Annotated in this window: 9 protein-coding genes, 1 tRNA gene, 1 pseudogene and 1 riboswitch; of the genes and pseudogenes, 6 read left to right on the top strand and 5 right to left on the bottom strand. The window is 66.2% G+C overall.

Annotation, left to right across the window (positions count from 1 at the left end; translation table 11 throughout):
* Window positions 1-202 precede the first annotated feature (202 nt).
* Window positions 203-985 carry an exodeoxyribonuclease III gene (gene xth / locus AC3WOB_RS16005; RefSeq protein ID WP_013393229.1) on the top strand — a complete coding sequence of 261 codons (783 nt, stop codon included), beginning with the start codon at window positions 203-205 and terminating at the stop codon, window positions 983-985.
* Between the two features lie 66 nt (window positions 986-1,051).
* Window positions 1,052-1,127: transfer RNA gene (locus AC3WOB_RS16000), tRNA-Ala, on the top strand.
* A gap of 103 nt (window positions 1,128-1,230) precedes the next feature.
* Here the strand turns inward: AC3WOB_RS16000 and AC3WOB_RS15995 are convergent.
* Both AC3WOB_RS15995 and AC3WOB_RS15990 read right to left on the bottom strand, forming a co-directional pair.
* A complete protein-coding gene (locus AC3WOB_RS15995; RefSeq protein ID WP_013393228.1) occupies window positions 1,231-1,944 on the bottom strand; it encodes an autoinducer binding domain-containing protein in 714 nt (237 codons plus the stop codon).
* A gap of 380 nt (window positions 1,945-2,324) precedes the next feature.
* Entirely contained in the window at window positions 2,325-3,281 is a 957-nt protein-coding gene (locus AC3WOB_RS15990; protein WP_492275575.1) for a LysR substrate-binding domain-containing protein, read from the bottom strand.
* A 122-nt stretch (window positions 3,282-3,403) separates the two neighbouring features.
* Between AC3WOB_RS15990 and AC3WOB_RS15985 the strand changes: the two genes are divergently transcribed.
* The 3 genes and pseudogenes from AC3WOB_RS15985 to AC3WOB_RS15975 all read left to right on the top strand — a co-directional run.
* Window positions 3,404-4,537 carry an ABC transporter substrate-binding protein gene (locus AC3WOB_RS15985; protein ID WP_492275574.1) on the top strand — a complete coding sequence of 378 codons (1,134 nt, stop codon included), beginning with the start codon at window positions 3,404-3,406 and terminating at the stop codon, window positions 4,535-4,537.
* 26 nt (window positions 4,538-4,563) lie between these two features.
* Window positions 4,564-5,778, top strand: coding sequence for a thiolase family protein (locus AC3WOB_RS15980; protein ID WP_492275573.1), 1,215 nt, complete (start codon window positions 4,564-4,566; stop codon window positions 5,776-5,778).
* Window positions 5,712-7,196, top strand: a pseudogene (locus tag AC3WOB_RS15975) (AMP-binding protein); the annotation flags it as partial. The gene AC3WOB_RS15980 and the pseudogene AC3WOB_RS15975, both read left to right, overlap by 67 nt.
* 99 nt (window positions 7,197-7,295) lie before the next feature.
* On the opposite strand, the gene AC3WOB_RS15970 reads toward AC3WOB_RS15975, so the two are convergent.
* On the bottom strand, window positions 7,296-8,747 hold the full coding sequence (locus tag AC3WOB_RS15970) for a sodium:solute symporter family protein (RefSeq protein WP_013393223.1): 1,452 nt from the start codon (window positions 8,745-8,747) through the stop codon (window positions 7,296-7,298).
* A 107-nt stretch (window positions 8,748-8,854) separates the two neighbouring features.
* A riboswitch (TPP riboswitch) is annotated at window positions 8,855-8,961 on the bottom strand.
* 174 nt (window positions 8,962-9,135) lie between these two features.
* Between AC3WOB_RS15970 and AC3WOB_RS15965 the strand changes: the two genes are divergently transcribed.
* Window positions 9,136-10,416: an LLM class flavin-dependent oxidoreductase gene (locus AC3WOB_RS15965; RefSeq protein ID WP_492275572.1), complete on the top strand. Its 1,281-nt coding sequence runs from the start codon at window positions 9,136-9,138 to the stop codon at window positions 10,414-10,416.
* Window positions 10,417-10,458: 42 nt separating this feature from the next.
* On the opposite strand, the gene AC3WOB_RS15960 is transcribed toward AC3WOB_RS15965, so the two are convergent.
* Together AC3WOB_RS15960 and AC3WOB_RS15955 are read right to left on the bottom strand one after the other, a co-directional pair.
* Window positions 10,459-10,674: a hypothetical protein gene (locus tag AC3WOB_RS15960; RefSeq protein ID WP_492275571.1), complete on the bottom strand. Its 216-nt coding sequence runs from the start codon at window positions 10,672-10,674 to the stop codon at window positions 10,459-10,461.
* Window positions 10,674-12,497 carry an esterase/lipase family protein gene (locus AC3WOB_RS15955; RefSeq protein WP_492275570.1) on the bottom strand — a complete coding sequence of 608 codons (1,824 nt, stop codon included), beginning with the start codon at window positions 12,495-12,497 and terminating at the stop codon, window positions 10,674-10,676. The genes AC3WOB_RS15960 and AC3WOB_RS15955 overlap by 1 nt, the downstream gene beginning before the upstream one ends.

Raw genomic sequence — 12,497 nt, 5'->3', positions numbered from 1 at the left:
GCCGCGACGCGGTCCCGCAAGCCTCGGACTGGGCTTCAGCGCGGACGCGCGTCGGCCCCGGCTGCGCGGCCACGGTATCATCTGCCTCTATCCCCGGCGGCCGCCAAGCCCGCCCCCGGATCTGTCGCCAGACATGTCGCCTACACGAGTTTTGGCGGACGGCATCCCAGAGAACCACATCAACAAACGGTCTACGCGAAACATGAAATTAGCCACCTGGAACGTGAACTCCCTGAACGTGCGCCTGCCGCAGGTGCTGGACTGGCTGGCAGCCAATCCGGTCGACGTCCTGTGCATCCAGGAACTCAAGCTCACGGATGACAAGTTCCCCGAGGCCGCCTTCACCGAAGCCGGCTACCACGCTGTCTGGGCCGGCCAGAAAACCTATAACGGCGTTGCCATCATTTCGCGCGTGCCCGGCACGTCCATGGTGCGCAACATCCCCGGCTACGAAGACCCGCAGCAGCGCGTCCTGGCGCTGACTTTTCCCAGCCCCGAAGGCGACGTGCGCGTGGTCTGCGCCTACTGTCCCAACGGCCAGGCCGTGGGCTCGGACAAGTACGCCTACAAGCTGGACTGGTTCGAGGCCATGCGCGCCTGGCTGGCCGACGAAATCAAGCAGTACCCACGGCTGGCGGTGCTGGGCGACTACAACGTCGCGCCGGCCGACGAAGACGTGCATAACCCCGAGAAGTGGGAAGGCCAGGTGCTGGTGTCCGAACCGGAACGCAAGGCTTTCGGCGCCCTGCTCGACCTGGGGTTGGCGGATTCCTTCCGCCTCTTCGAGCAGCCGGAGAAATCCTTCAGCTGGTGGGACTATCGCCAGTTCGCGTTCCGCCGCAACGCCGGCCTGCGCATCGATCATGTCCTTTTGTCCGCCCCGCTGGTCAAGCGTTGCATCGCCTGCGCCATCGACAAGGAGCCGCGCCGCAACGAGCAGCCGTCCGATCATGCGCCGGTCATTGCGACCTTGGAATTCGCCTGATTTTTTGTTTGGCGGCATGTTGCGCAGGCCAGGAATATTCCTGTATATTCTTGGTCTTGCTTCATTGGGGCGGTAGCTCAGCTGGGAGAGCGTCGCGTTCGCAATGCGAAGGTCGGGAGTTCGATCCTCCTCCGCTCCACCAAGATTCCCGCCAAGACAGGGCACTACATTTAGCGATGTAGTGCCCTGTTTTGCTTGATGGCTCGGTCTTGGCGTCTGCGGGACCTCAATCCCGCACCCAAAGGTCAACTCAGGAGTCCTAGCAGCGCGGCGCGCGCGACGGCTGCTGTCCGATTCCGGGCGCCGAGCTTGGAGATCGCGTTCTTCGTATGAAATCTGACCGTAGACTCGGCAATTGCCAGTATTTCGGACACGTCGCTACTGGTCTTTCCATCCGCCGCCCATTTTAGAATTTCGGTCTCGCGACGAGTCAGGGGCACATTGGGCGCCAATTTGAATCGCGGCAGCAATACCTTGCTGAATGCCAAGTGCGCCGCCGTCACCAGCCATCGCATCCGCAATTCCTTGCTGAGCAGTTCCGCATCGGAGAGCTGCTCCTTCTGCCTGGCCAGCGTCAGCATGCCCCCGGTTCCGTATGCGTCAAGGTTCGACTGAGACCATCCTACGCAGAGTCCAACCGCCTGTGCCTCGTCCCAAAGTTCGGGCGTTTCGGCAAACACCCTGTCCGACCATACGATAGGTATCGAGGAGCGGCTGCAATGTTTCACGGTGGGATCGATTTCCAGGTAGCGCGCCTGTGCGTAGCGTTCCTGCCATGCGATCGGATAATCGCTGATCATTACGAACTGAGGGTTGGTAAACGGCAGGGCAGCCCGCAAACCATATGCGCAATAAGAAAACCCCAGCTCTTGCGCTACTGCCGCCACCTTGGTGAAAACGGCTTGCTCCGAGGTAGCGCTATTCGTTGTCAATAGAAGGTCTTGTGCCCACGACTTCATTCCAAATTCCGTCCCCGTGCATTTGCATCGCTATTACTTGAAAGGTGCACGGCTGAAAAATCAAAAAATGAGCGCCGCTGTCACAATATAGTTAAACCCATGAAATATTTCAAAATATAATAAAATGTGATTACCACTTCACTTTTTATATAGTCCTCGGTGACGGCGAGAAAATGGAGTTTCCAGCTTTTTTAATAATATTTTTCCGGTCACCGAACTCTAAAAATGACGGCCGGCGATGCGGGATTGGAAATGGCCCGAGAGAAACGGCATGCCGCCGAAATCCATCGGCGCGGAACGACCCCGGACGAGACCCAGATCCCATCAAACCCTGACGGGTCTGCGCGGCTGGCCAGGACCGCCTGAAGGACTGACGATTTTCAGGCGCTTGCGTCGGCGCGCATCGTGGTGGCCGCGTCTCGCAAGGCATTCAGAAACAGCGAGACGGCGGCGGCGGCGCGCGCATCGCGCCGCGTCATGATGCCCACGGGGTGTAGCCGCGCCTGCAGGGCCAGCGGCAGGATCGCCAACTGCCCGTTTTCGGCCAGGGCCCGCGCCACGCGCAGCGGAACGGCGGACAGCAGCGAGGTCCGCTGCAATAGCGAAACAATGGTCAGGATGGCGCTCGATTCGATGGCGACCTGTGGAAAGCCCGCGCCGCGCGCCGAGACGGCGGCTGCGACCATGCTGTAGAGCGCCGCGTTACGCGAGGGCAGCACCCAGCGGCAACGGTCCAGCGCCGCGCCGCTCAGGCGGCGGCGCGCAGCCAGCGGATGCGCGGGGCCGCAGACGACGGCGGTGGCCTCGTCGTAAAGGATCTCGCATTGCAGGTCGGCGTCCGCCCCCTCCACCCCCAGCCGCCCCACAACGCAGTCCAGTTCACCCGCGCGCAAGGCCGGCAGCAGCTGTTTCTCCAGGCCTTCGGACAACTCGATGCGCAAGGCGGGATGAGTCTCTTGCAGGCGCTGCACCGCAAGCGGCACCAGCAGATGCGCCACCACGGGAAAAATGCCCGCCCGCACCTTGCCGGTCGCGCCGTTGGCGGCGGCGGCCAGTTCGGCGTGGGTCGCGTCCAGTTCGTTGAGCAGCAGGCGCGCGCGGTCGATCATCAAGAGGCCCAGCGCGGTCGGCGCGACGCCGTGGTGTGAACGTTCAAATAACGGTTGACCGGCCAGCGCCTCGGCCTCGCCCAGGAGCTTGCTCAATGCAGGCTGGCTGAGGTGCATCGCTTCGGCCGCCCGGTGCAGATTGCCCACCCGCCCCAGCTCGTCCAGCAGGACCAGATGGCGGATGCGCAGGCGCGACCGCAGCTGCAGCAAGGTGGGGGTTTCCGACATGGATTTGGCCTGAAAAGTTGGTTATCGATTGATAAGGAATTGCAATTATCCAGTTATCGCCAACACGCCCATACTGGGGTCATCCCGCTAGCCGGGCCATATCCAGAAAAAGGGGAATAGCCATGTATCGTCGTCTTGCCGCGCTGGCCTTGGCCTGCGCCCTGGCGCCTTGCGCCGCAGTCGCTGACATCCGCATCGGCGTGATCGCCAGCAGCACCGGGCCAGGTGCTTCGATGGGCTCGCTATATCGCAGCACCGTGCCGCTGCTGCCCAAGACGCTGGGCGGGCAGCCGGTGGAATACATCGCGCTGGACGACGCGACCGATCCGTCATCGGCGGTCAAGACGGCACGCAAACTGGTCACCGAAAACAAGGTCGATGCCATCATCGGCCCGAGCAATGTGCCGACTTCGATGGCCGTCACGGAAGTCGCCCGCGAAGCACGCACGCCGCAGTTGTCGCTGGCACCCATTGTGGTCAGCCCCGACCGAGCCGAATGGATCTTCGTGGTGGCCCACGGCATAGACCTGATGGTGGACTCGCTGACTGCCGACATGGCCAAGCGCGGCGTGAAGACCGTGGCGTACATCGGCTTCTCGGACGCCTGGGGCGACGCTGTCTACCGCGCGCTGCAAGAATCGGCTGCCAAGCGCGGCATCAAGGTGCTCAGCAACGAACGCTACGCCCGCACGGACAACTCGGTGACCGCCCAGGTGCTGAAGATCGTCTCGCTCAACCCTGGCGCCGTGCTGGTCGGCGGCTCGGGCACGCCGGGCGCCCTGCCCCATCTGTCGCTGCGCGAGCGCGGCTACCAGGGCGTGCAATACAACACGCATGGCGTCATCAACAAGGATTTCCTGAAACTTGGCGGCAAGGGCGTGGATGGCGTGATCGTGCCCAGCGGTCCGCTGCAGGTGGTGGAGCAGCTACCCGCGGACAGCCCGATCAAACCGGTCGCCACGCGTTACGCCCAGCAGTATGAGTCGACCTACGGCGCGGACTCGCGCAATGCCTTCGCGCCCTACACCTACGACGCCTACCTGTTGCTGGACGCGGCGGTCGCCAAGATCCCGGACGGCACCCAGCCCGGCACCCCGGCCTTCCGCCAGGCGCTGCGCGACGCCCTGGAAAGCCTGCAGGGCACCGTCGGCACCCAAGGCATCTACATGATGTCGCCCACCAACCACAACGGCCTGGACGAGCGCGGCGTCGTGCTGATGCAGGCCCGTTCGGGCGCCTGGCAGTTCCTGCCCTGAGCCGCCCTTTTGCAGCAGGAGTCCGCATGACCGGCGTACACATTCCTTATGGCGTGTATTGGAGCACCCCTTTCTCGCGTTGGCAGGGTAGCCTGTCGCGCTTGCACAGCCTGCGTTTCGCGGCCTGGACCGCGCGCCGGGAACTGGAGCGCCGCGGCATCGCCCCGACGGCGCTGCAAAGCGCGGTGCTAGGCTGCTCGGTGCCACAACAAGGCTCGTTCTATGGCCTGCCCTGGGTGGCCGGCATGCTGGGCGCGCCCCATCTGGCGGGACCGGTGGTCTCGCAGGCCTGCGCCACCTCGGTGCGCGGCCTGGCCACGGCCGCAGCCGAGCTCATGCTCGGCCACGCCGAGACCTCACTGGTCCTCATGGCTGACCGCGTGTCCAACGGTCCGCAGCTCTATCATCCCGATCCTGCCGGCCCGGGCGGCTCCGGCTCGCACGAAAACTGGGTGTTGGACAACTTTTCGCATGATCCCTGGAGCGGCCTGTCCATGCTGCAGACCGGGGAGCGCGTGGCCGAGCGCCATGGCATCTCCACGGACGAACAGAATGCCGTCACCCTGCGCCGCTATGAGCAATATGCGCAGGCCTGCGCCGACGGCCGCCGCTTCCAGCAGCACTACATGACGCTGCCCTTCGAGGTGCCCGACGCACGCTATGCGAAAACCGCAGCGGTGCTGGAAGGCGACGAAGGCATCCACGCCACCACGGCAGAGGGTTTGGCGCGCCTGTCGCCGGTGCTGCCCGGCGGCACCATCACCTATGGCGGCCAGACCCATCCGGCGGACGGCAATGCGGGCATGATCCTGGCGACCGCCGCGCGCGCCCGTGAATGGTCGCGCCGGCCCGAGATCGGCATCGAGATCCTGGCGTTCGGCCAGTCGCGCACCGAAAAGGGCTACATGCCGCAGGCACCCATCGAAGCCGCCGGCAGCGCGCTGCAACGCGCCGGCCTGGCGATGGCCGACCTGCACGCGGTGAAGACGCACAATCCCTTTGTGGTGTCCGACATCGCGCTGGCGCGGGCCACGGGGTTCGACGTCATGGCCATGAACAACTATGGCTGCTCGCTGGTGTGGGGCCACCCCCAGAGCCCGACCGGCCTTCGGTCCGTCATCGAGCTCATCGAGGAGCTGGCCGAGCGCGGCGGCGGCCTGGGCCTGTTCACCGGATGCGCGGCCGGCGACAGCGCCATGGCGGTGGTATTGCGCGTGGACGCTGCCGGAGCAGCACGATGAGCGACCTCGGTCTGGAAGGAGTCCCGCGTATTCCCGCGCTGCTGGCCCGCGCGGCGCGCGACTATCCCGAACGCGCGGCCCTGGTCTATGGCACGCGCCGCCTCGACTACCGGCGCTACGCCGCCGAAGTCTGGGCGGCCGCCCGCCATCTGCGGGTCCAGGCTGCCACGGGCGCGCGGGTCGCAACGCTGCTGGGCAACTCGGACCTGGCCTGCGTGTTGACGCTGGCGCTGCAATGCTCGGGCAACCAGCACGTGCCCCTGAACCCACTCTACACGGCGCGCGAGCTGGAGTTCATCCTGCGCGACGCGCAGCCCGAACTGTTGATAGCCGATGCGCCGTCGGCCGCCGTCGCGGCACCCCTGGCTGCGACGCTAGGTATCCGGCTGGTCACGGAGGACGAGGCCCGCGCGTGGATGGAGCCCGCGCCTGGCGACGAGGATTCTCCGCAGGACGACGCCGATGCCCTGGCACCGGCCTTATTGCAGTACACCGGCGGCACGACCGGGCAGCCCAAGGGCGTGATCCTCGGGCGCGACGCCATCGCCACCAATGTGCTCCAACGGGAACTGGCCCTGCCCACCCGCTACGGCGCCGACAGCGTGCTTTGCGCCATGCCGCTGTTCCATTCCTACGGCATGGCCATGGGACTGTTCCTGGCCGCCAGCGCCGCAGCCACGCTGGTGCTGCTGCCGCGCTACCGGCCCGACGACGTCTGCGTTGCGGTGGAGCGCGAGCGCATCACGCTGTTCCCCGGCAGCCCCACCATCTATACCGGCCTGCTGTCGCACCCGCGCTTTGCCGGCACCGACTGGTCCAGCGTGCGCGCCTGCTATTCGGGATCCGCGCCGCTGGCCGAAGAGGTGCACCGGCGCTGGGAGGCCGCCGTGGGCGCGCCGATCTACGAAGGCTATGGCCAGACCGAAGCCGGCCCCATCCTCACCTACAACGGGCCGGCCGGAACCCGCCATGGCTCGGTCGGCACGCCTGTCGCGAACACGGACGTGCAGGTGGTCGATCTGGAAACGGGGACAGTCGTGCTGCCGCCCGGCCAGCGCGGCGAAATCCGCGCGCGCGGGCCGCAGATCATGCAAGGCTATCTGGCCAGGCCCGACGCCACCGCCGAAACGCTGCGCGACGGCTGGCTATACACGGGCGACATCGGCGAGTACGCGGAAGACGGTTTCCTGTACATCCGTGACCGCAAGAAGGACCTGGTGATTTCCGGCGGCTACAACGTGTATCCCCGCGAGATCGACGAGGTGCTGTACCTGCATCCGGACGTGGCCGAAGCCGCTGCAGTGGGCTGGCCGGACAGCTACCGCGGCGAGGTCATCCGCGCCTTCGTGGTCCTGCGGGCGGGCGCGGCCGTCGATGAAGCCGGGCTGATCGCGCACTGCCAATCCAATCTGGCGCGCTACAAGGTGCCGGCCGTGATCAGCATCCTGGACGCCCTGCCTTACACGGGCGCCAACAAGGTGGACAAGAAAGCGCTACGCGCGCCGCGGAGCTGCCACTCAGACCGGATCCTGATCCAGCCGGCGCACCGCCGCGCTCAAGGTCGAGAAATCGAACTCCTTGCGGCCGCGCAGCAGGCAGCGCATCAGCACCGTGGTCGCCACCGGCACCACCGCGGCCAGCAGGAAGGACTCCAGCAGGAACGAGGGCTTGTCGCCCGGCGCCGGAAAGAAAAACAAGCCAGCAACGAGGCCAGAAATGGTGGCGACGGTTGCGGTAAGGCCGTCGTGCTTGCGGCTGAACAGGCCATAGAAGACCGGGAACGCGGCGGCGGAACAAAGCAGGTCGGCCAGCAGGAACAGGTACAGCACGCTATAACCCTGCGAAGCCACGATCATGACCGGAATGGCCATCAGCAGCACCAGCCAGCGCGCCAGGCGCTTCATGGTCATGGACTTGGCGTTGGGCATCAGGCGGCGCATGTCGACCGCGATGATGCTGGAGACGGCGCTGATCGCCGTGTCCGCTGTGCTCATGACCAGCGACAGCCCCAGCGGAATCAGGGCGATCACGAACCACGCGGGCGCGTGCGGCATGATGACGCTGAAGAGCGCGATGGAGCTGTCGCCCTGGGGCGCCAGGCCAACGAAGGCCAGTCCGAACAGTCCCATGAGGAAGATGAAGGGCGCGACCAGCAAGCCGCCCAGCAGGAAGCCGTTGCGCATCGAACGCGCGTCGCGCGCGGCGTAGATGCGTTGCCAATTGCCCTGGTGGAAGATGCCGGTCAGCAGGATGGCGACGAAGAAGGTCAGCCCGGCCTTGATGCCCACCGGATCGGTCAGGTCCAGCAGCTGCGGCGCCTTGGCCTGCAGCGCTTCGATGGTGGGCATGGCGCCGCCCGCGGCCTGCCAGCCGACCAGGCACAGGATCACCAGCAAGGGCACGATCACCATCATCTGCACCTGATCCGTGAAGATCGACGAACGCAGGCCGCCGTAGGTGGTGTAGAGCAAGGTGGTGCCCATCACGATGGCGGCGGTAGCCCACAGCGGCACGGGCGCCAGCATGGTGACCAGCTTGGCGATCGCCGTGACTTCGGCCGACAGCGCGATGAAGAGATAGAACAGCATGATGAACAGCGCCAGGCCGTACATGGGCCGGCCGTAGCGCGCCATCAGGAATTCCGTCAGGGTGTGGCCGTGCGGAATCAGTTCGCGCATGCGCCGCCCCAGCGGAATCATCACCAGGCGCGGCGACATCGATCCCAGGGCGTAGCCGATCACCGCCGCCAGGCCTCCCCAGGTCGCCGCTTGCGCGGGCGAGAACAGGATCCAGGCACCCAGCGTCGAGGCCATCAACGTCAGGATGGTGCCGAAGGCGCCCTGGCTGTTGCGGGCAACGATATAGTCCTCCAGCGTGCCGCGCTTGCGCCGCGTGTACAGCACGCTGGCCAAGGCGAAGCCGCCAGAAAACAGCAGCAGCCACATCAGGGCGCTTGATTGGGTCAACATGGTATCGGTCCTCCCGCTGCCGGCTGGCAGCCGGACGCGCAACGCGGCGGCCCCGCCACGCTGGGTGCGCAGGCCGCAAGATGAATGAAAGTCTAGGGAGGGCGCGCGGACTGCGCGATGTCCTTCCCTTCGCCGGCATTACCCGGATCAGGTTCAAAGGGTTACCGCGATAGCGCGGAATCTCAGCCCTTGCAGGGCTCCCCCAGGAATTGCCGCAAGATTAGGAGAGCGGCACGGCAATGTCAACGCGTCTGGCGTGGAGACCCGCCCGCAACTTTTGTGCTAAGTTCGCCCGCGTGCGGCGGCCGTTTGTATGTCCGCCGCTGCAATCGTAGAGCCTGACCATGCCTATCGCGCCTTTTACCGCCCCTGTTTGGGCCGGATCGCCATGCTGCATCTGAACCTGTTCATCTTCGGCTGCGGCCACCATCGCGCCGCCTGGCGCCACCCCGATTCCGCCGCCGAGCGGCTGGGCGACATCGCCTACTACGAGGAATTGGCGCACACCGCCGAACGCGGCAAGCTGGACGCCATCTTCTTCGCCGACGGGCAATCGGTCGACAACATCGGCGACGGCCCGCGCTGGTACCTGGAGCCGCTGACCGCCATGGCCGCGATCGCGCGCGCCACCTCCCGCATCGGCCTGATCAGCACGGTTTCCAGCACCTTTTTCACGCCCTTCCACGCGGCCCGCATGGTGGCGTCGCTGGACCATATCTCGGGCGGACGCATGGGCTGGAACGTGGTCACGTCCATGTTCGACGCAGAGGCGCGCAACCACGGCTACGAGTCCATGCCGGGACACGACTGGCGCTACGCGCGCGCCGAGGAATTCGTCGACGTCGCGCTCAAGCTGTTCGACTCCTGGGACCAGGACGCCCTGGCTATCGACCGCGCCGGCGACTATGGCGTACCCGCGCGCGTGCACAAGATCGGCCATCACGGCGAGCATTTCCTGGTCGACGGCCCGCTGACGGTGCCGCGTCCGCCGCAAGGCCGTCCGGTGCTGTTCCAGGCTGGCGCCTCGGACCAGGGCCGCGACCTGGCCGCCAGGCGCGCCGAAGCGATCTACGCGGTCGCCTACGACCTGCCCGCGGCGCAAGCCTACTACCGCGACATCAAGCGGCGCGTGCTGGCCGCCGGCCGCCAGGATTTCGTGCCCATCATGCCGGGCCTGGTCACCTACGTCGGTTCGACCGAGGCCGAAGCCCGAGCCAAGCAGCGTGAACTGGACGTGCTGCTGCCCAGCGACGCCTCGTTGCGCCAGTTGGGCACGTTCGTGCTGCAGGACTGCTCCGCATGGGAGCTGGACGCGCCCGTGCCGGCGCTGCCGCCCTTGTCCGAATTCACCGGACCCAAGGGCCGCTACGCGACCATCCTGCGCATCATCGAAACCGAAAAACCCACGGTGCGCCAACTGCTCGGACGGCTGGCGGCCGGCGGCGGCCATTGCACGATGGTGGGCACGCCGGAGCAGATCGCCGACAAGATGGAACATTGGTACCGGAACGAAGGGGCCGACGGCTTCAACCTGATGCCGCCGTCCCTGCCCGGGGGCATCGACGATTTCGTCGAGCACGTGATTCCGGTGCTGCAACGCCGCGGGCTGTTCCGCAGCGAATACCAGCACAGCACGCTGCGCGGACACTTGGGGCTGGAACCCAGGTAAGGCGGCGCTCTCTGGCAAGCCCCGTCGAACTGGCGGCGGCGCTTATCCGGCCAGGGTGGCGGGCTGACTGCGCTTGGCCTGACCGGATTCGCGCGCCCCCGCCTCATGGATGGCGACTGGTTGCTGGCGGACGGCGGCCCGCCGCCTGTTTGCCCGCGTCGCGATCCAGTCGTAGAGCAGTACGCCCGGCTGGCGCAACAGCGCGGCAGTGAGCGCGCAGGCGGCGATGAGGAGCAGGCCAAGCAATAACCCGTGCATCAGCGCGCCCCCTGCTCCAGCTGCAGCCGCAGAATGCGCCTGAGCTCCAGGATCGCTTCCGGGGTTTCTTGCACGCTATGCGAGAAGCTGATGATCTTCTCGGATTCGGCGCCGTCCAGGTGCGCGCTGCGGTACGGCACCAGGCCGTCGTCCGAATCGGCCAGCGGAACGCCGGGCGTGTGGTTCGCAATGATGCTGTGGTAGCGCACTGCCGGCGAAATCGGCATGGAAGCGGTCAATCTCACAAATCGGTCCTTTTCGCTCAGGTTGTCCACGCCGTTGGGCACCCGGATCGAGGATTCGGGCCGGGGCGGCCCATCGGCGTCGGCCAGGCGGTTGAGCTTGGCGAACTGCCTGACCACCGTCACGGGCAGCGTGATCAGGTTGGACAGCCAACGCGACAAAGTGTTCTCGGCAAACGGCGTGCCCCGGTGCGGCGCCGCAATGAATACCGCGCGCGATATGCCGGGAAACGCGTCAAAAGTCAGCACGGGGTCGAATTCGGCGCGGGCCTGGGCGAGCTGGGTGTCGTCGAGCTTGGCGTGGTCGCGCAGCGCGTCCCACAGCACGGTGCCGGACGAGGATACTAGCAGCCGGCTCAGTACGCCACCCATGCTGTGCCCGATGATGACGGTATCGCGCGAGGCCTGGGCGGCGCCCATGGGATCGAAGTGTTCGATGGTCTGCCGCAGCGCGTCGCGGATGGCGCGGTTGTTCAGCGCCAGCGGCGCGTTGGTCGGGTAGTAGACCTGCCAGATCTGGTAATGCTGGCGCAGGGTTTCGTCGCCCAGGACCTCGTTGGCGACGTTGATCCAGGCTTCCGGGCTGCTGGCCAGGCCGTGCAGCATGATGACGGTGCGCCGGTCCGGGTCATAGGGCTGTAACAAGTAGACGTGCGGCGCGTCGATGCCCTCTTCCTTGCCCAGCACGTTGCGCAGCGCCTGGGTGGCGAAGCCCGAGCGCGCCAGCCACAGGCCGTAGCCCGAGGTGAAGTTGGCCGCCAGGGGCACCGTGGTGCCGGCCAGTTCCACCGTGTCCCGCTTGTAGGGGTCGTAGGCCGCCAGGGTCGCTTCCCGCGACGCCATGACCTGCTCCAGCGTGTCGCCGGGAAAGCCCATGATGACGGTCACGGCGGGAAAAGGCGTTTCGCTGTATGGCGTCTTGAAGGTATCGGCATCGTTCACGCGGCGCGCGGTGACCGCCACGAGTTCGGCGCCGAAGCCGTCGCGCCGGTACATGCTGCGCAGTCCCCGGAAGGTCAAGGTCGACGCGGGCACCAGTTCGTGCGGGAACTGCTTGCCGCCGGGCAGCTTGACGTCGGACATTTCGCCCAGCACCTGCCAGGCGCCGGCCGTCATCTTCGTTCCGGGTTCCGGCGGACGGCCGCGATACTGCTCGAACAGGCGCGTGACGGCCTGCTGCACGGCGTAGTTGTAATAGTCGCGCACCTGCGTCTGGCGGTCTTCGAAGGCGCGGTCGCTGGGCGAGCGCGGCGTGAAGAACAAATAGGCGTAGGCGGCCCGCGCCGTTTGCAGGTACGCGTCCAGCAGCTCGTCCTGATCGGCCTGAGTCGCGGGGCGCTGCTTTTCCGTGGCCAGCGCCTCCATCAGCCAGACTTCGGACAGCGTGGCCAGGCGCCGTTCGCTGTCCAGCCCTTCCATGGTGGCCAGCGACTGCGTGCAGGCGTCGCGGTCCTTGCGGCAATCCTGCGCGTTCAGGCCCAGCACGGCCATGGACTCGCGCGCGGAGGCGCTGAGCTGACCGGTGGTGAGCACATCGCCGCGGCGCTGGGCGATGTAATCCTGCGTACTGACAGAGGACAC

It is taken from the genome of Achromobacter sp. FW305-C-30-7 (genome assembly GCF_058783105.1).
The sequence above is the reverse complement of the archived record's forward strand: the minus strand, read 5'-3'. Positions and strand labels throughout refer to the sequence as shown.

What these genes read in the sequence shown, in the direction of transcription:
- AC3WOB_RS15995 (WP_013393228.1), bottom strand. Translation starts at nt 1,944, where the DNA reads ATGAAGTCGTGGGCACAAGACCTTCTATTGACAACGAATAGCGCTACC.
- AC3WOB_RS15960 (WP_492275571.1), bottom strand. Translation starts at nt 10,674, where the DNA reads ATGCACGGGTTATTGCTTGGCCTGCTCCTCATCGCCGCCTGCGCGCTC.
- AC3WOB_RS15965 (WP_492275572.1), top strand. Translation starts at nt 9,136, where the DNA reads ATGCTGCATCTGAACCTGTTCATCTTCGGCTGCGGCCACCATCGCGCC.
- AC3WOB_RS15970 (WP_013393223.1), bottom strand. Translation starts at nt 8,747, where the DNA reads ATGTTGACCCAATCAAGCGCCCTGATGTGGCTGCTGCTGTTTTCTGGC.
- AC3WOB_RS15985 (WP_492275574.1), top strand. Translation starts at nt 3,404, where the DNA reads ATGTATCGTCGTCTTGCCGCGCTGGCCTTGGCCTGCGCCCTGGCGCCT.
- AC3WOB_RS15990 (WP_492275575.1), bottom strand. Translation starts at nt 3,281, where the DNA reads ATGTCGGAAACCCCCACCTTGCTGCAGCTGCGGTCGCGCCTGCGCATC.
- AC3WOB_RS15980 (WP_492275573.1), top strand. Translation starts at nt 4,564, where the DNA reads ATGACCGGCGTACACATTCCTTATGGCGTGTATTGGAGCACCCCTTTC.
- xth (WP_013393229.1), top strand. Translation starts at nt 203, where the DNA reads ATGAAATTAGCCACCTGGAACGTGAACTCCCTGAACGTGCGCCTGCCG.